We start from the raw sequence: 16,607 nt of genomic DNA on the forward strand, positions 1-16,607 counted from the left end.
ATAAATTTTATATGAGTTGTCTGGATTTTTTTATGTATAAATCAACTGCGACTGTCTGGCAGCCTACGTTACCACAAATTTTTAAATTTACAGTCTTGGGTTCTGCGCTCGCAGCTCTTGGTCTGACGGGCTGTTCTTCATCGCAAACGACTAAGCAGAACTCAGCAAGTAAACAAGTTGGCTCAAACTTTCTCGATGCCAATAGTTTAGATTCACTCGAAGATTTACTTTCTGCAACAGACATGCGTGCCGTAGAAGGCGATCGCCTTTTAGTACTGAAGCATGGTGATGTCTGGAAGCGTATGACTGTGGGTTTCAAAATGGATTTGAACCACTGGGATACGCGAATTGAAGCGCAGCGTGGTTGGTTTATTTCACGTCAACCATATATTGATCGTTTAAGTGCGCGTGCGTCCCGTTATTTATATCACACGGTTAAAGAAGCAGAACGTCGTGGTTTGCCGACTGAGTTGGCGTTATTACCAGTGATTGAAAGTTCTTATGACCCAGCAGCAACCTCAAGTGCAGCCGCAGCGGGCTTATGGCAATTTATTCCAAGTACTGGACGTATTTACGGCTTAAAACAAACCTCAATGTATGATGGTCGTCGTGACGTAGTGGAATCAACGCGTGCAGCTTATGAGTTTTTAGGTGCGCTACATAACCAGTTCGGTTCGTGGGAATTGGCTTTGGCTGCATATAATGCAGGGCCGGGCCGCATTCAACAGGCGATTAACCGTAACCGTGCGGCAGGTTTGCCAACGGATTATTGGTCACTAAAACTGCCCCAAGAAACCATGAACTATGTCCCACGTTTCTTGGCTGTTGCTCAAATTATTAAAAATCCAAGTGCTTATGGCGTAAGTTTACCGCCAATTGCCAACCGTCCACACTTTCGTGAAGTGGCTGTAGGGCCTGCAAATTTAAATGAAATTGCATCTATTACCGGTTTAAGCCGTGCAGAACTCTATGCACTAAATCCCGGGCATCGTGGCGATGTGATTGACAGCAGTAGCCCAATGCGGATTTTAATTCCTGCGGATGTGAGTCCATCAGTCGATGCACGTTTGAAGAAATTACAATCAGGTGGTTCATCAGGTTATTGGGCAAGTAATTCAACTTATAACTTACCAAAAAATAATGTTGAAATAACACCGTCACGTGTTACTCCGCCGGAATTAAATAGTAAAACTATTCAGCCCGCTAAAGTGACGCCACCTACGCTTAAAACACAGCCGACAGTGACAGCTTCTGCCAAACTACCTGTAGTCGCTGCAACGGTAACGCCGAGTGTTCCATCAGGAACGAAAGGCAAAACGCCAATAGGATCATCTGCTTTGGCTGCTTTTGCATCGAATAGTGATATTCCAAGTGCGCCGCGTATTCCAGTCGCTGTAACACCTTCGACGCCTGTGAAAGCCGTGTCTGTCGAGCCACCACTCAGCGCAAATGAGCGTGAGCAAATCATGGCGGCTATTAAAGCTGAAGGTGAGACCAAAACAATAGAAGATGTATTAAAACCAGTAGCGACTAAAGCAGAACAAGAAGAAGTCGTTCAGGAAATTAAAGCTATTGCGCCGAAAGGCACTGAAATTGTCGATCCTTATGATGGCAAGATTAAGTTGACTGCGATTCAGACCAGTCAGTCAATTGCAGACCAACAAGGTAAAGAACTGACGAAAGGGTTCTCTTACCCGAAAAGCGTGGCTGAAAATACAGGTGCAGATTCGGAAGAAGCCAAACGCAACCAAGGTAAAAATGTCATTCGTACAGATTCTGAAATTGTAGTTGTACCACCTAAAGGTAAACGCAGTACTTATACAGTTTTGGCGGGCGACACATTAGCGTTGATTGCGATGAAAAATGGCGTGAATTGGCGTGATATTGCAGCTTGGAACCAAATTTCGCCAGATTCGACCTTGTATGTCGGTACGACCATCTATTTATATGATGCGAAACCGATTGTGCAAAATAATGAAGAATCGAAAGCTAAGCCTATCGCAGATAGCTATGTGGTGAAAGCAAATGACAGTCTTACAGCTGTTGCGAGTCAATTTGGTTTAAGTACGAAGCAACTCGCCGACTACAATGGTTTAACCACCACGAGTGGTTTATATGTTGGACAGAAATTATCCCTAAAAGAAACGCCTGCATCGAAAGCAAAATTGGAAGCTGACAAGAAAGCCGCTCAAGTTGTCGAAAAACCTGCAAAAGTTCAAACCAAATCCTACACGGTAAAACGTGGTGAATATCTAAAACTCATTGCAGATCGTTATGCGCTGTCAAATCAAGAGTTGGCAGATTTAACAACTGGCTTAACGGCTGGCAGTAGCTTGATGGTGGGGCAAAAAATTAATGTGCCATTACAAGCTGTAGCAGAAGTTGAGAAGCTCGAAAGCAAAGTCGTGAATCGCATTGAAAATGTCAAAGTTGATCCTGCGTATAAAGTTGAAAGCTATAAAGTGCAGCGTGGTGATACGCTTTACAGTATTGCGACGCGGTCAAAAATCAGTTTGTCAGAATTGGCGAGTCTAAATGATATGTCGGTAAATAGTGGGCTGATGGCTGGGCAAAGCATTAAAGTTCCTGCAAGTTCAACTGTTCCGGATACATATGTGGTGCAGTCTGGCGATACACTGACAGGCATTGCTAGTCGCTATGATTTAGGCATGGACTATGTCGCAAATTTAAATGGTATAGAGCGTAGTTCTGGTCTACGCGTTGGGCAGAAATTAAAATTAACAGGTGATGTCACACCGGTTAAAGTAGAAACCAAAGCTGAGGCGACCAAAATTGAAAGCAAAACCAATACACGAACGAATTCCGTTGATGCGACCGATATTCATGTGGTGAAATCAGGTGAAACGTTGGGTGTGATTGCGAAGAAATATCATCTTCAATTACGTTATTTAGCTGAATTAAATGGCCTAAATACCAATAGTGCGATTCGTGTAGGGCAGCGTTTAAAAGTAGATGGTGAACTACCTGCTGATGTAGCTAGTAAAGCAACTGAAACCAAAAAAACGGAAGCTAAATCCTCTACGAGCAATGTGAAACCAACAAATACTGAAAGCTATACTGTGAAATCAGGCGAGTCTTTAAATTCGATTGCTAGTCGGACAGGTTTAACTGTAGCAGCATTGGCTGAATTAAATAACTTGAACCCCCGTGCAGGACTGCGTGTCGGTCAAAATTTACAAGTCCCTAAAACTATCAGTGAATACCGTATTAAACGCGGCGATACGCTGATTGGTTTGGCAAGTCGCTATGGACTAGACACATCAAAACTCGCTCAAATGAATGATATGCAACCGTCTGCTCAGTTACGTATTGGTGAAGTGATTAAAGTACCGAATTAAGCAACGACTACAGGGAGTTGTCAGTGATGTTGGTGTCGTTCAAATCAGCACATCAAGCTATTGGGATTTGTGTGCTTACTCTGTTCGGTCAAAGTGTGTGGTCTGCGATACAGACCACGCCTTATATTGCGATTCATAGCACACCCAAATATGACTCTGTCAAAGTCATGCCTTATGCCAATGCTTCTGCACCCAAAGGTGGATATTTAAGTACTTCATCAAATGGGACATTTGACAATTTAAACAGTATGAATGGTAAGGGCAGTGCGGCTGAGGGGGTAAATTATTTATTTGACTCCCTTATGGATAGCTCTTTAGATGAACCCGGCGTGATGTATCCATTATTAGCTGAGAAGGTAACGTTCGACCCCGATCATACTAATTTTGTCATTTATCACTTAAATCCAAAAGCACGATTTAGTGATGGTTCAGAACTCACTGCTGAAGATGTTAAATTTAGTTTTGATACTTTTCAGACCAAGTCAAATCCAGGTTTACAAATGTATTTGGCAGATTTAGATAAAACCCAAGTGTTATCTAAATATGAAGTCAAAATGACCTTTAAGTCGGGTAATAACGCTGAAATGCCATTAATATTGGCGCAAATGCCGATTTATTCCAAAAAAGATTGGGCAAAAAAAGACTTTACTAAAATTACTATGCAGCCGATTTTAGGTTCTGGACCCTATTTACTTGATCGAATTGATTCTGGCCGTAGTATTAGTTTTAAGCGCAATCCTAATTATTGGGGACGTGATTTAGTGATTAATCGCGGACGATATAATTTTGATCATTTGAAATATGTCTATTACCGAAATTTAGATGTCGCATTTGAGGGCTTTAAATCAGGACAATATACTTTGCATGAGGAATTTACAGCACGAAAATGGGTGACGGAATATAAATTTCCGTCCATCACTGCAGGAATGGTGGTGAAGTATCGTGATAAGCATGAAAATCCAATTGCAACTCAAAGTTTTGTATTTAATACGCGTCGATCGCCTTTTAATGATATTCGTTTTCGGCAAGCTTTAACTTATACGTATGATTTTGAGTGGCAAAATAAAGCTCTGTTTTATGGTCAATACCAGCGCTTACAAAGCTATTTTTCAAATAGTGAGTTAGAAGCAAAAGGGGTGCCATCAGATGCTGAAATGCAAATTTTAAAACCATTGTTAAAGAAATTAACCCCTTTAGAGCGTAAAGGGGTGTTATCCAACTGGAAATATCCCGTTTCGGATGCTAGTGGATTTAATCGAAATAATTTATTGACTGCTCGTCAGCTATTAATAAATGCTGGTTATCGATTTAAAAATGGTCAATTATTAGACCGACATGGTCAAGCCATTCGTATTGAATTTCTCATTCACCAAGATGGCTTACAGCGAACATTAATGCCTTTTGTGCGCAATATGAAACGTTTAGGTGTGACTGTAAACATTCGCCAAGTGGACGTGCCTCAATATATAGAACGGATGCGTTCGAAAGACTTTGATATGACAACAAATGTTATGCCACAGTCGCTCAATCCGGGTAATGAGCAAGCGCAATTTTGGGGAAGTGCATCGGCGGATCAGCCTGGCAATTACAACTATGCTGGCATTAAAAGTCCGATCATTGATGAAGTCATACAACAAGTGATTCGGGCACCAAATCGTGAACAATTGGTGGTGCGTACCAAAGTATTGGATCGATTATTAAGAGCTGGGTATTATCAAATTCCAACCTATGGTAAAGGTGAAAAATGGTTTGCGTATTGGAATATGTATCAACAGCCAAAAGTAAAACCAAAATTATCAACAGGTATTGATTATTGGTGGAGTAATGAAGCGCAATCGAAAAAAGTTGCAAACTATTTGCGCCAACAATAAATACTAATGAATGACAGGGAATGTTAAAGCAACATGGGCACATATATTTTAAAAAGATTGCTCCTGATTATTCCAACATTGTTTTTCATTTTACTGATTAACTTTGTCGTGATTCAGATTGCACCGGGAGGACCTGTTGAACAAGCCATACAGCAAGCTGAGTCCTTTCAAGGTATGGGAAACACAGGTGGTGGTGAAACTGCTACGACAGGCAGTAAATACCAAGGTGCTAAAGGTCTCAGTGAAGAAATGGTGGCAAAAATAGAAGCGCAATATGGTTTCGATAAACCATTATTCGAACGTTTTTGGCTCATGTTAAAGGGCTATGTAACGCTAGATTTTGGTACCAGTTTTTTTAAAGATAAGCCTGTGACTCAGCTGCTTTGGGAAAAGCTGCCTGTATCCTTATCCCTTGGCTTGTGGAGTACCTTGCTGATCTATATGGTGTCTATTCCTTTAGGCATTAAAAAAGCCCGTCAACATGGTCTGCTATTTGATAAAAGCACGTCTATTTTATTGGCTATAGGTTACGCCATTCCTGCTTTCGCCTTCGCCATTTTACTCATTGTCTTTTTTGCAGGTGGTTCATATTTTCAGTGGTTCCCTCTACAAGGTTTAGTTTCAGAGAATTTTGGTGAGTTAAGTGTGTTTGGCAAAATTGCAGATTATTTTTGGCATATGGCGTTGCCTTTGTTTGCTATGGTAATTGGTGGTTTTGCAGGCTTAACTTATCTGACCAAATACTCTTTTATGGAAGAACTGAATAAGCAATATGTTCTTGCTGCTCGTTCTAAAGGTTTGACTGAATCACGTGTGCTGTATGGGCATGTATTTCGTAATGCAATGCTCATAGTCATTGCGGGTCTACCAGAAGCATTGATTGGGATCTTCTTTGTGGGAAATCTATTTATTGAAATTATTTTCAATTTAGATGGTCTGGGATTGTTGGGGTTTGAAGCCATCGTACAGCGTGATTATCCAGTCATTTTTGGCACCTTGTTTATTTTTACCTTGATGGGGCTGATATTAAGATTAATCAGTGATGTCATGTATCAAATGATTGATCCACGAATTAATTTTGATTCGCAGGGGGCAAAATAATGTCTCCGATCATGCAAGCACGTTTTCAACGTTTTAAAGAAAATAAATTAGGCTTTACATGCTTTATCAGTTTTGCCTTGATTTTTATGTTGTCTCTAGCTGTCGAGTTTATTGCTAATGATAAGCCGCTCTTGGTCAAATACGATGATTCTTTATATGTGCCGGTACTAAAAAGTTATCCAGAAACCGCTTTCGGTGGGGTATTTGAAACTGAGGCAGATTATAAAGATCCTGTGGTGCAGCAACTGATTGAAGATAAAGGTTGGGCTGTATGGCCACTGATTCAATTTTCCTATCAAACACCAAATTTAGAGTTGGCTGTGCCTGTGCCATCTGCACCGACTGCACAAAATTGGCTCGGTACCGATGACCAAGGACGTGATGTGCTGGCGCGTATTTTATATGGACTACGTGTGTCGCTCCTGTTTGGCTTTGCATTAACCTTCGCTTCAGCCATATTGGGCATCATCGTTGGGGCGATACAGGGCTATTATGGTGGCTGGGTAGACCTCATTGGACAACGGATTTTAGAAGTCTGGGGTGGGCTCCCGATGCTATTCATGGTGATGATTTTGGTCAGCATGTTTACGCCGAGTGTGTATTGGCTCTTTGTCATTATGCTGTTGTTTGGCTGGCCCACTTTAGTCGGCTTGGTTCGTGCAGAGTTTTTACGGGCTCGTAATTTTGACTATGTACGTGCAGCACGGAGTCTTGGTGTTACAGATAGCACCATTATGTTTCGGCATATCTTACCAAATGCGATGAGTTCGAGTTTGTCACAGCTACCTTTCATGCTTACGGCAAATATTACGGCACTCACAGCCTTAGATTTCTTAGGTTATGGCTTACCGCCTGATGCAGCGTCATTAGGTGAGTTATTGCTTCAAGGGAAAAATAATCTGAATGCACCATGGTTGGCCTTGTCGGGATTCTTTACCTTAGCGATCGTGCTGTCTTTATTGATTTACATTGGGGAGGCGACACGTGATGCATTCGATCCTAGACGTCAATAATCATCAAGTTAATGTACCTCCCATCGTATTAGCGGTTGAACATTTACATATTTCACATGCAGCACAGGTCTTGGTTGAAGACCTGAATTTTAAATTGCATGCAGGTGAAACGATAGCCATTGTTGGAGAAAGCGGTTCAGGTAAATCGATTAGCAGCCTAGCTATACTCGGTTTGTTGCCAAGTGATCTGCAGGTCACAGGCAGCGTCAGCTTGAATGGACAGAATATTCTTGGACTGTGTCCTGAGCAGCACCGAAACATTCGTGGACAGAAAATTGCCATGATTTTTCAAGAGCCGATGACGGCCTTAAATCCCTTACATCGGGTGGAAAAGATTGTTGGTGAGTCACTGTTGTTACAGGGATGGTCGAAGGCAAAAACTCGGCAGCGGGTTATAGAATTATTAAATGATGTGGGTATTTCTGATGCTGAAGATAAATTAAGACGCTATCCACATGAGTTATCAGGCGGGCAGCGTCAACGTGTCATGATTGCCATGGCATTGGCCTTAGATCCTGATATTTTAATCGCTGATGAGCCAACCACGGCTTTAGATGTCACATTGCAAGCGCAAATCTTAAATTTATTAAAGTCGCTACAACAGCAGCGTAATATGGCGATGATATTAATTAGCCATGACCTGAATTTGGTCAAGCGCTATGCAGAACATGTGATTGTGATGAATCGTGGGCAAGTGGTGGAGCAAGGTGGTGTTCAGGAAATTTTTGAGCAACCGAAGCAGGCGTATACCCAAAATTTATTAGACCATGATTTTGGTAAAGCAATACAGGTTTCGCAAACTCAAACACTTTTAGAATTACGCCAGTTAGGAGTGAAGTTCCCAGTCAAACAAGGCTTATTGAATCGCATTAAAAATTATGTCGTTGCGGTAGAAGCTTTGGATTTAACAATGGCTGAAGGTGAGTCGATCGGTATTGTTGGAGAGAGTGGTTCAGGGAAAAGCTCCCTAGCACTGGCTATTGCTCGGCTCATAGAAAGTGATGGCGAAATTATGTTAAATCAACACGCCATCAATCAACTTTCAGAAAAACAGCTCAGACCTTTACGTCGTGAATTTCAAATCGTCTTTCAAGATCCATTCAGTAGTTTAAATCCACGGCTCAATGTAGAGCAAACCATCGGCGAAGGTCTGGTCTTACAGCATTTATCTGCAAATGAAATTGCACAGCGTATAGATGAAGCTTTGCAGAAAGTTGAATTAGCCAGCTCGTTTAAGCAGCGTTATCCACATGAATTATCGGGTGGGCAACGGCAGAGAGTCGCCTTAGCACGTGCGTTGGTATTACGTCCTAAATTATTGATACTCGATGAACCCACATCGGCACTAGATCGGACGACACAAAAAGCCATCGTGAAGCTGCTACGGCGTTTGCAGCAAGAATTTAATATGAGTTATTTATTTATCAGTCACGATTTACATGTGGTCAAAGCCTTGTGCCAAAAAGTGTTGGTACTGCGCCATGCCAAAGTCATGGAGTTTCAAGACACCGCAGATCTATTTGCACGACCACAAACGGACTATACCCGTAAATTAATTGAAGCCAGCCAATACTAAAATCAAACTTATGGATATTTTGACAAGTGTCATTGTCAAAATATCCTTGACCTTTAGAAAATAATAATTAGAGTAAATATTCAGGACTTATTATTTCATTTTGGACAATGCCATGAGCCATTTAGCTGAAAGCTTTAAAATTCGTAATACCACGTTTAAAAATCGCATCATCAAAGGTGCAATGAGTGAAGCATTGGCCAATACCGCAGGCCAACCCAATCACTTACATTTTGGATTATATGAAGCTTGGGCGAAGGGTGGTTTAGGCTGTGCCATTACCGGTAATGTCATGGTGGATTTCCGTGCTAAAAATGAGCCGGGGGTTGTTGTCGCTGAAACTGAGCGAGATTTAGCACAGTTGATACAGTGGGCTGAGCTAGGGAAAAAACATGGCATGGTGCAATTGGTTCAACTTTCACATCCGGGTCGTCAATGTCCTAAAGGTTTAAATAGGGAAACGGTTGCGCCGTCCGCTGTACCATTTAGTCCGATGTTAGCTACAACTTTTGGAACACCGCGCGAACTTCGTGAAGATGAAATTTTAGATATCATTCAGCGTTTTGCACGTGCCGCACACATTTGTGAAAAGGCAGGCTTCGAAGGCGTGCAATTGCATGGTGCGCATGGTTATTTAATTAGTCAGTTCTTGTCGCCACTGACCAATAAACGTCAAGATCAGTGGGGCGGTTCAAATGAAAATCGCATGCGCTTTTTGCTTGAAATCTATAAGGCAGTTCGTGCCGCGACGACAGATGATTTCATCATTTCGGTCAAACTGAATTCTGCTGATTTCCAACGCGGCGGGATTAGCGAAACGGATGTGATTGAGGTCTTTAAAGCAATCGATTCCGCAGGGATTGATATGATTGAAATCTCGGGCGGTTCCTATGAAGCGCCAGCGATGGCGGGTGCTAAAGAAGAAAAACGTAAAGCCAGTACCATTGCTCGTGAAGCGTATTTCCTCGATTTTGCGGACAATATCCGTAAAGAAGTGAAATGCGCGTTAATGGTTACCGGTGGGTTTAGAACCGTGCAAGGCATGAATGCTGCACTAGACAGTGGAGCTTGTGATTTTATTGGTATTGCACGTCCTTTCGCTGTAGAAGTCGATTTGGCTGATCGTTTATTGGCGGGGCAGGATGTTCGTTACGGTGTGGACAAAATTAAAACTGGCATACCGATGATTGATAAAATGGCGATTATGGAAATTATTTGGTACGCCGCTCAGTTTAAATCGATTGGTGAAGGAAAACAGCCAAATCCTAAACTTTCACCGTTAAAAGTGTTTTTTAAATATCTCAAAGGCAATTTAACCGCGGTCATTAAAGGGCAAGTCAATTCACGTAAGTCAGCTTAATCAATCATTGAATTTTTAGAATCAGGGCAATCGACATATATTCATGTTATGGTTGCCTTCATTCATATCAATATTGCTTACAATAAAAATGTCTAAAATTTTAATATTAATAGTTATTCTTTCTGGGCTCAGTTCAGCCCTCTATGCCCAGTCTGTATTTCAGACGGGGGATATCATTTTTCATATCTCAAAGTCACAACAAAGTTTAAGCATTCAAAAGGCCACACATTCGCCCTATAGTCACATGGGCATGATCGTAAATAAAAATAACCAAACGTGGGTGCTTGAAGCCATTCAACCTGTGCAATACACCACTTTAAATCAATGGATCGCGCGTGGGGAGAATGCTCACTATGTGGTGAAAAGGCTCAAACAACCCTTAAATGTGCCGCAGAAAACGAAGCTGGTACAACATGCAGAAAAGTATTTGGGCAAACCCTATGATATATATTTTGAATGGGATGACCGTGCAATTTACTGTTCTGAAATTGTTTGGAAAGCTTATCAGCATGCTTTAGGAATCGAACTTTCTCCATTACAACAACTGAAACAATTTGATTTAAAACAAAATGAAGTGCAGCGCCTAATGCGGCAGCGCTATGGTCAAAATATTCCGCTGAATGAGCAGGTGATTGCCCCTAAGGCCATTTATGATTCAAAACTATTAAAAGAAATATTTAGAAATTAAGGCAATAAAAAAGCCCAAGTCGCAATGCTTGAGCTTTTTAATGAGTGGTTAAAAGCAACTCAAATATGGCGTCCCTACGGGGATTCGAACCCCGGTTACCGCCGTGAAAGGGCGATGTCCTAGGCCTCTAGACGATAGGGACAGTACAGAAAGCAAATTTTAAAACCGTTTATTTTAGTCTAAGTTTTTAGACTAAATAATGGCGTCCCTACGGGGATTCGAACCCCGGTTACCGCCGTGAAAGGGCGATGTCCTAGGCCTCTAGACGATAGGGACTTAATAAAATGTACTTCTGAAAATTGGCGTCCCTACGGGGATTCGAACCCCGGTTACCGCCGTGAAAGGGCGATGTCCTAGGCCTCTAGACGATAGGGACGTTTCAGAGGTGGGCGTATATTAGGGTGAAAATCGGGGGGTGTCAAACGCTTTTCTATAAATAAATTCAGTTTTTGTTGTTGAGTGCATAAAATTAAAACAATTTGCTAAAAATGTTTGAAAAATACATTATTTATGTCGGTTTTTTCAACACTTGTAAGATTGTAGCAATAACTTCTGGATGCGTTAAATATCCAGCAATATCGTGTGGGTGTTCAATCGATGTCTGAATTTGCTGGTTGATAATGGCGGGTTGAAAATCAAATGGTGCCTGACTCAGTGGAAAAGCGCTGAGAAAATCATCATGTGAATAAAAGTTTAACCAATCGCCTGAAATTGCATCAGGTCGCTGTAAAGGCTGAGGTAAGTGGGCTTGGATGACACGAAAAGCCAAAGGTGAGCCCAAGGTGATAAAGCGCTTTATGTTGAGTTCAGGATGTAACAGTAAAAAATGATACGCAATCACGCTACCTAATGAATGTGCAATCAACAGGGTGGGTTTCGTTTGATGTAATTGCTCATGCAGACGAGTGTGAACTGCCTGAATAAAGTGTGGATTGGATAAATAGAGATAAGTTTCGACCAAAAATTTATGCAAAAGTGTGGCATGTAATTTTGGGAAATAATTCATTAAAACTGCAAAATCGCGTAGGGCAAGATCTTTGCCGAGTGCGGTGATCGATTTGAATGACTGGCTCAATCCAATAGCATCATTGAGGGTGATGTCAGATAGATTATTTTGTACAGCGTGATGCTCAAGTACTTTTGGTGATTTTTCTGGGAGTTCAGTACGATGGATAAACGGAAAATGTGGCCACGTTTGAGGCGTCAAGGTGCTGGCTTGAAGCATATTCTGCAAATGATAACGCGTGAGTAAGTCCCCATAAAAAGGCATGCGCATATGGTGCTGTATATACGATAAAAAAGTCTCTTGATGGCTTTGCTTTAAGCCTTGAGACAACAGTGCAAGCCAATGCTGTTCGAGCGAACGTGCAGTTTGTTGCTGTTGATTCATGCCATGGATAAAGATGATCTGCATATTGCACCTCATCGACGGACCAGTTTTTATTCTACTTTTATTAAAATATAGCCATAAAAAAAGAGCAACCGAAGTTACTCTTTTATGGTGTTTGGTATGACAACGCAGATCAATCTTTGTTGTGATACAAGGTGTAGTAGCTGATATAGCACGCCACAATGAAGATCATACAGCAGATAAAGCCAGTTAACATTTCTGGGTCAAATACCATACTAATACAGGTAATCAGACAGAATACAAAACCGAGTATCGGCACGATTGGAAAGAATGGTGCAGCAAAAGCTAAATCTTTTGCAGTTTTGCCTTCTTTATACCACTGACGACGGAAGTTGAATTGGCTTAAACAAATACTCATCCACACTACCACCATGGTAAATGCAGCAACACCTAACAAGTTTTTGAAGATGGTTTCTGGTGCAAATTGCTCAGAAAGTAAGCCTGGCATACCACCGATCATGGTCACAATTACTGCAACATAAGGAATACCGCGCGAGTTCACTTTAGAGAACACCGCAGGTAATTGCTTACTATAGGATAATGACCACATCATTCGAGATGCAGCAAATAAACCTGAGTTTGCAGCAGAAAGTAGGGCTGTGATAATCACAAAGCGGATAATGTCTTCTGCATAAGGAATACCAATGTGCTGGAATACCGTTACGAAAGGTGAACTACTTACACCTTCGGCAGATAAGCCGGCTTCTTGGTGTGGTAATAATGCAGTAATAACAACAATGGTACCTACAAAGAAAATCAATAAGCGGAAAATCGCCGTGTTAATGGCTTTAGGTACATTTTTCGCTGGATCTTTGGTTTCACCCGCAGCAACACCAATCAGCTCAGTACCAGAGAATGCAAAGTTCACAATCAACATTGTAGCGAAGATTGGGAACAAGCCTTCAGGGAACCAGCCTTGTGCAGTGAGGTTGCTAAACAGCGGTGCAGCTTCATAGCCTCGATAGCCTAAAATACCAAAAATGGCCAATAGACCTAAAATAATAAAGGCTACAACGGTAATCACCTTGACTAAGGCTAGCCAAAATTCAGATTCAGCAAACCATTTAGTTGAAATCATATTCAAGCAGAATACAAAAGCACCAAAGATTAAGGTCCACATCCACATAGAACTGTCTGGGAACCATTCCTGCATTAAAAGTGCAGCAGCAGTAAATTCAGTTCCTAGCGTTACGGACCAAGTCAGCCAATACAGCCAAGTGATGGTATAACCCGTACCCGGTCCGATATAGCGTTTAGCATAAGCGCCAAATGAACCAGATTCAGGCATATGTACAGCGAGCTCGCCTAAGCAAAGCATCACCATATAGGCGATAATACCGCCTAAAAAATACGAAATAATGGCACCTACAGGCCCCGTTTGTGCAATGACTTCACCCGAACCAAGAAATAAACCAGTACCGATTGCGCCGCCAAGCGAAATCATCACCAGATGTCGAGTACTCATAGCGCGTTTTAACGGCGCAGAATTGCCCTGATGCGAAGCATCATTCGGAGAATGTGATGACTGCATAGAGAAAAAGGAGAATCAAATAATGAAGCGAGTAATTGTAGAGAAGAATGCAATGATGATGCAATCAATTAATATAAATTATAGATAAATAAACTTTAAGTTTGTCAGAGCTGACAGAAAAATTGGCGTCCCTACGGGGATTCGAACCCCGGTTACCGCCGTGAAAGGGCGATGTCCTAGGCCTCTAGACGATAGGGACGTTTTGAGGTGGGTGTATAGTACATAGCCCATCTATATTTGTCAAAATAGAGTTTCATTGTTATATTCTAAATGTATATAAATGAAACAAAAACAGAATTTTTTTAATGAAAAATAATTTTAATGAGTTTATTTCTGGAATTTTATTTGAAATCAATCAATTTAATGTGGGCAAAGTCCATCAAAGATTCTATATAGTTTTATTGAATTATTTGCATTGGTTTGACGTTTATCCAAATAATTTTTCTTCGTATATCAGTAAATCAGAGTTTGAAAGAATTATTGATGAACTTTTATTTAGGGATTTAGATGGGGAAAGTAGAATTACGTATAATCACCTCAAATCTTTAGATGATTCTCATTATTTTTTAGATATCCAGAGCTTTTTTAAATTATATTTAATCTTAAAGGTTCGAAGATATCAGTTGTCTAGTGATGATGTAGAACTTGAAAGATTAGAAAAAAAATTGGATGTATGTTTTGAGCCAATGTTGTGGAGTAAAGACAAACAAGATTTATTGGTTATTAATCGTGATTTTCCTGAATTTAAAAAACAGATGAATTCAAGTCGGGTGCTTTTGCCACTTTCATTAATAGTTTTTAACTTTACTTTTGTTGAATTAATATCTAATACAAGTTTGAGAGTATCTATCCAAATATTTCTAGCAATAGTAGCTGCGTGTCTTTTAGCTAATGTTTCTAAGGGGGCAAAATCCGAAAAGGACGCATTGGAGTTGAAAGTATGGGATTATATCTTGGTGTTGAGCGAGGATAAAAACTCATTGACGAAAAGCAGTTGAACTATTTCTTTAAATTATAATTTGTACAGTGGTTTTTGTGGATTAAACTGCTCCCACAAATCATTTTTGAATTTATATGGAAACCCTAATTTTTCTCTCATAGGGAAGAGAAATAGTTTCATAAAAAAAGGTGGCTAATGAGCCACCTTAACTATTTTATTTATCGTGATATAACCAATAATAACCTGCATAACATGCTGCCATAAAGATCAGACAGCCAATAAAGCCTGAAAGCATTTCAGGATCTGCAGCCATACTTAAACCTGTTGCGGTACAGCAGACAAAGCCAAGAATTGGAACCAGAGGGAACCATGGTGTACGGAATTTAAGCTCTGAAACGCTATGACCTTGTTTCAGCCATTGGCGACGGAAGTTAAATTGACTCCAGCAAATACTCATCCACACGATCACCATGGTGAAGGCAGCAACCCCCATCAAGTTCTTGAAGATGACATCTGCCCCAAATTGTTCTGACAATAGACCCGGTAAACCACCGATCATAGTGACCAATACAGCAATATAAGGCACACCAGTTTTGCTTAATTTGCCGAAAGCACGTGGTAATTGTTTTTGTGCGGACAGCGCCCACATCATACGTGATGCAGCATATAAACCAGAGTTAGCTGTAGACAGTAAAGCCGTAATAATGACGAAACGAATTAAGTCTTCTGCATAGGGAATGCCCATCAGGTTAAATACGGAAACGAATGGGCTACTACTTAAGCCGCCATGTCCGCCGACATTTAAACCTGCATCGGTATAGGTCAACAGTGAACTGATAACGATAATAGTGCCGACAAAGAAAATGATTAAGCGCCATACCGCAGCATGAATGGCTTTAGGCACATTCTTTTCAGGGTTTTCAGTTTCACCTGCAGCGATACCTATCATCTCCGTACCATTAAAGGCAAAGTTCACGATCAATAGCGTGGCAAACAGAGGGAACAAACCATTTGGCAGCCAACCATGTTCAGTCAGATTGTGGAACATTGGAGCTGATTCATAGCCTTGGAAAGGCACGAAACCAAAGATGCAGGCAAAACCAAGGATGATGAAAATCAATACTGTTGCAACTTTCACCATTGATAACCAAAATTCTGACTCTGCAAACGCACGTGTAGAACTTAGATTAGAGATCAGTACGCCAGCTGCAAAGATCAGTGTCCATAACCAAATAGAGGTTTGTGGAAACCATTCCTGCATCAAAATAGCCGCCGCAGTAAATTCTGTACCTAAGGTGGCAGACCAGCCCAACCAGTACATCCAAGACACCATATAACCGGTACCCGGGCCAATATAATTTGTCGCAAAAGCACCAAAAGAGCCAGAAACAGGTAAATGTACGGCAAGCTCACCCAAACAGAGCATAACCATGTAGGCGATTAGACCGCCAATAATGTAGGCAAGTACAGCGCCCAAAGGCCCAGCTTGTGAAATAACTTCACCTGAACCCATAAACAAACCAGTACCAATTGCACCACCAAGTGAGAGCATCACAAGGTGTCGAGTCGTCATCGCACGTTTAAGCGATGGACTTTTACCTTCAGCAGACGAGTGTTGCGAAGGTTCAGAGGGAGATTGCATAGTGAAAAGAAAATTGAATGAAAGGTATATTTTATGATTGAATGCAGTGAAATGATTGATAAATCGAATTTTTCTTATAATGTAATAATACTGATCTAAAATTTAAATCTTTAGCACT

11 protein-coding genes and 4 tRNA genes are annotated in these 16,607 nt (G+C 41.1%); 8 read left to right on the forward strand and 7 right to left on the reverse strand.

Going from position 1 to position 16,607, the window contains the following annotated elements; translation table 11 throughout:
* The first annotated feature begins 32 nt into the window (after positions 1–32).
* From AC25JC_RS05465 to AC25JC_RS05495, 7 genes are all read left to right on the forward strand, one after another.
* Entirely contained in the window at positions 33–3,359 is a 3,327-nt protein-coding gene (locus AC25JC_RS05465) for a LysM peptidoglycan-binding domain-containing protein (protein WP_486923615.1), read from the forward strand.
* Positions 3,360–3,385: 26 nt separating this feature from the next.
* Positions 3,386–5,230, forward strand: a complete 1,845-nt coding sequence (locus AC25JC_RS05470; RefSeq protein WP_486923616.1) for an extracellular solute-binding protein — start codon at positions 3,386–3,388, stop codon at positions 5,228–5,230.
* Positions 5,231–5,263: 33 nt separating this feature from the next.
* Positions 5,264–6,331 carry a microcin C ABC transporter permease YejB gene (locus AC25JC_RS05475; RefSeq protein ID WP_180035405.1) on the forward strand — a complete coding sequence of 356 codons (1,068 nt, stop codon included), beginning with the start codon at positions 5,264–5,266 and terminating at the stop codon, positions 6,329–6,331.
* On the forward strand, positions 6,331–7,344 hold the full coding sequence (locus AC25JC_RS05480; RefSeq protein ID WP_180035406.1) for an ABC transporter permease: 1,014 nt from the start codon (positions 6,331–6,333) through the stop codon (positions 7,342–7,344). Before AC25JC_RS05475 ends, AC25JC_RS05480 begins: the two co-directional genes overlap by 1 nt.
* The gene (locus tag AC25JC_RS05485; RefSeq protein ID WP_486923635.1) at positions 7,319–8,920 is read left to right on the forward strand and encodes an ABC transporter ATP-binding protein; all 1,602 of its coding nucleotides are present in this window, start codon (positions 7,319–7,321) and stop codon (positions 8,918–8,920) included. Before AC25JC_RS05480 ends, AC25JC_RS05485 begins: the two co-directional genes overlap by 26 nt.
* Before the next feature lie 112 nt (positions 8,921–9,032).
* Positions 9,033–10,277: an NADH:flavin oxidoreductase/NADH oxidase family protein gene (locus AC25JC_RS05490; protein ID WP_486923617.1), complete on the forward strand. Its 1,245-nt coding sequence runs from the start codon at positions 9,033–9,035 to the stop codon at positions 10,275–10,277.
* Between the two features lie 88 nt (positions 10,278–10,365).
* Entirely contained in the window at positions 10,366–10,965 is a 600-nt protein-coding gene (locus AC25JC_RS05495) for a YiiX family permuted papain-like enzyme (protein WP_180117493.1), read from the forward strand.
* A 66-nt stretch (positions 10,966–11,031) separates the two neighbouring features.
* On the opposite strand, the gene AC25JC_RS05500 is transcribed toward AC25JC_RS05495, so the two are convergent.
* The 6 genes from AC25JC_RS05500 to AC25JC_RS05525 form a co-directional block, all read right to left on the reverse strand.
* A tRNA-Glu gene (locus AC25JC_RS05500) sits at positions 11,032–11,107 on the reverse strand.
* A gap of 58 nt (positions 11,108–11,165) precedes the next feature.
* Positions 11,166–11,241, reverse strand: a tRNA-Glu gene (locus tag AC25JC_RS05505).
* Between the two features lie 24 nt (positions 11,242–11,265).
* Positions 11,266–11,341, reverse strand: a tRNA-Glu gene (locus AC25JC_RS05510).
* 132 nt (positions 11,342–11,473) lie between these two features.
* The gene (locus tag AC25JC_RS05515; protein ID WP_486923618.1) at positions 11,474–12,379 is read right to left on the reverse strand and encodes an alpha/beta fold hydrolase; all 906 of its coding nucleotides are present in this window, start codon (positions 12,377–12,379) and stop codon (positions 11,474–11,476) included.
* A 109-nt stretch (positions 12,380–12,488) separates the two neighbouring features.
* Positions 12,489–13,907 carry an amino acid permease gene (locus AC25JC_RS05520; protein ID WP_180094773.1) on the reverse strand — a complete coding sequence of 473 codons (1,419 nt, stop codon included), beginning with the start codon at positions 13,905–13,907 and terminating at the stop codon, positions 12,489–12,491.
* A 123-nt stretch (positions 13,908–14,030) separates the two neighbouring features.
* Positions 14,031–14,106: transfer RNA gene (locus AC25JC_RS05525), tRNA-Glu, on the reverse strand.
* Positions 14,107–14,212: 106 nt separating this feature from the next.
* On the opposite strand from AC25JC_RS05525, the gene AC25JC_RS05530 reads away from it, so the two are divergent.
* Positions 14,213–14,905: a hypothetical protein gene (locus tag AC25JC_RS05530; RefSeq protein WP_111885774.1), complete on the forward strand. Its 693-nt coding sequence runs from the start codon at positions 14,213–14,215 to the stop codon at positions 14,903–14,905.
* 156 nt (positions 14,906–15,061) lie between these two features.
* On the opposite strand, the gene AC25JC_RS05535 is transcribed toward AC25JC_RS05530, so the two are convergent.
* Positions 15,062–16,489: an amino acid permease gene (locus AC25JC_RS05535; protein WP_078192919.1), complete on the reverse strand. Its 1,428-nt coding sequence runs from the start codon at positions 16,487–16,489 to the stop codon at positions 15,062–15,064.
* Positions 16,490–16,607: the final 118 nt, after the last annotated feature.

This window comes from Acinetobacter sp. P37 (assembly GCF_057480965.1).

What these genes read in the sequence shown, in the direction of transcription:
- AC25JC_RS05530 (WP_111885774.1), top strand. Translation starts at nt 14,213, where the DNA reads ATGAAAAATAATTTTAATGAGTTTATTTCTGGAATTTTATTTGAAATC.
- AC25JC_RS05480 (WP_180035406.1), top strand. Translation starts at nt 6,331, where the DNA reads ATGTCTCCGATCATGCAAGCACGTTTTCAACGTTTTAAAGAAAATAAA.
- AC25JC_RS05495 (WP_180117493.1), top strand. Translation starts at nt 10,366, where the DNA reads ATGTCTAAAATTTTAATATTAATAGTTATTCTTTCTGGGCTCAGTTCA.
- AC25JC_RS05485 (WP_486923635.1), top strand. Translation starts at nt 7,319, where the DNA reads ATGCATTCGATCCTAGACGTCAATAATCATCAAGTTAATGTACCTCCC.
- AC25JC_RS05470 (WP_486923616.1), top strand. Translation starts at nt 3,386, where the DNA reads ATGTTGGTGTCGTTCAAATCAGCACATCAAGCTATTGGGATTTGTGTG.
- AC25JC_RS05520 (WP_180094773.1), bottom strand. Translation starts at nt 13,907, where the DNA reads ATGCAGTCATCACATTCTCCGAATGATGCTTCGCATCAGGGCAATTCT.
- AC25JC_RS05465 (WP_486923615.1), top strand. Translation starts at nt 33, where the DNA reads ATGTATAAATCAACTGCGACTGTCTGGCAGCCTACGTTACCACAAATT.
- AC25JC_RS05535 (WP_078192919.1), bottom strand. Translation starts at nt 16,489, where the DNA reads ATGCAATCTCCCTCTGAACCTTCGCAACACTCGTCTGCTGAAGGTAAA.
- AC25JC_RS05475 (WP_180035405.1), top strand. Translation starts at nt 5,264, where the DNA reads ATGGGCACATATATTTTAAAAAGATTGCTCCTGATTATTCCAACATTG.
- AC25JC_RS05490 (WP_486923617.1), top strand. Translation starts at nt 9,033, where the DNA reads ATGAGCCATTTAGCTGAAAGCTTTAAAATTCGTAATACCACGTTTAAA.
- AC25JC_RS05515 (WP_486923618.1), bottom strand. Translation starts at nt 12,379, where the DNA reads ATGCAGATCATCTTTATCCATGGCATGAATCAACAGCAACAAACTGCA.